Below are 1,051 nucleotides of genomic sequence, written 5' to 3' on the forward strand. Positions count from 1 at the left end.
ATCTTTTTAAACTCCACTCTCCTTACAGGCTCAAGTGAACTTCCTAACAATCCTTTTTACTTTGGAGAATTAAATCAAGATAATGCCATAAAACAAGATACACCTAGTTATTATTTTTCTCCTAAAGATGAAGATAGTGGCAAAGGAAAACTTAGCATCTTTTATAAAAATGATGAACTTTGCTTGCTTAATTATTCTATTATAGAAAATTCTTTAAATATCAAATTAGAATGCTTAAGCAAGCAAAGCTTAGAGTATAAAGACTTAATTTCAAATACCCTAAAAGAACAAAAAACCATACAAATAAATAAAAAACAAGCTATAGCTAAACTTCATGCCCTTTTAGAAAATCAAAACCTAGAATGTATCCATGGAGGTAAAGTCATACTTCAATCAAACAAAGGAAAAACTTTTAAAGATAGTGGTGTGCCTATTATGCTAGAAAGTGATTTACTTAATTCTAGCATAAGTGGCTGTCCTAATACTATAGGAAAAGTAAGCTATCCTTGCACCAAGGTAGTAGATGTTAAAGGCTCTTTATCTCAAAAGAAAGTTAATAATGAATACGCAATCTTACAAGAACTCATCTCAGCTTGTATTAGTGATAAAGGCTTTCCTTTAAAAGTAAGCTTTGTACCTACTAAGTTTAAATTTGATCATAGTTTTAATCCTAAGGAAGGCTTGGTTAAACAAAACAAAAGCCAAACAAAGCTAAAAGAGCCCATAATAAGACTTCATTATAAAAGTGATAGATTTCAAAAAGATAACCTACCTATCTATAATCTTTTGATCAATAATGAAAAAAAAGAACAAAATAAAGCTTTAAGTGAATTAAATATAGATCAAAAAGATTTAAAAGATATAGAAGATGTTAATATTCTTAATCAATTCAAACAAGACTTTAGTAAAGATTATGAATTTAAAGAATTAAATTTTAGTTTTGATACTAATTTAATCAAACTTTATTTTATTATCCCAAAAAATATTGCTAAAGTTTATAAAAGTGCTTATAAAGAATTTAAATATAAAGATTTAGGAGCAGGGTATTTTA

The 1,051-nt window shown here is 26.9% G+C and carries 1 protein-coding gene; it reads left to right on the forward strand.

Going from position 1 to position 1,051, the window contains the following annotated elements:
* Positions 1 to 1,051, forward strand: a 1,051-nt coding sequence (locus CAMP5082_RS08205) for a hypothetical protein (RefSeq protein WP_337206428.1), incomplete at both ends; no start/stop codon positions are given.

The organism is Campylobacter sp. LMG 17559 (assembly GCF_024723605.1).
Lineage (GTDB): Bacteria > Campylobacterota > Campylobacteria > Campylobacterales > Campylobacteraceae > Campylobacter_D.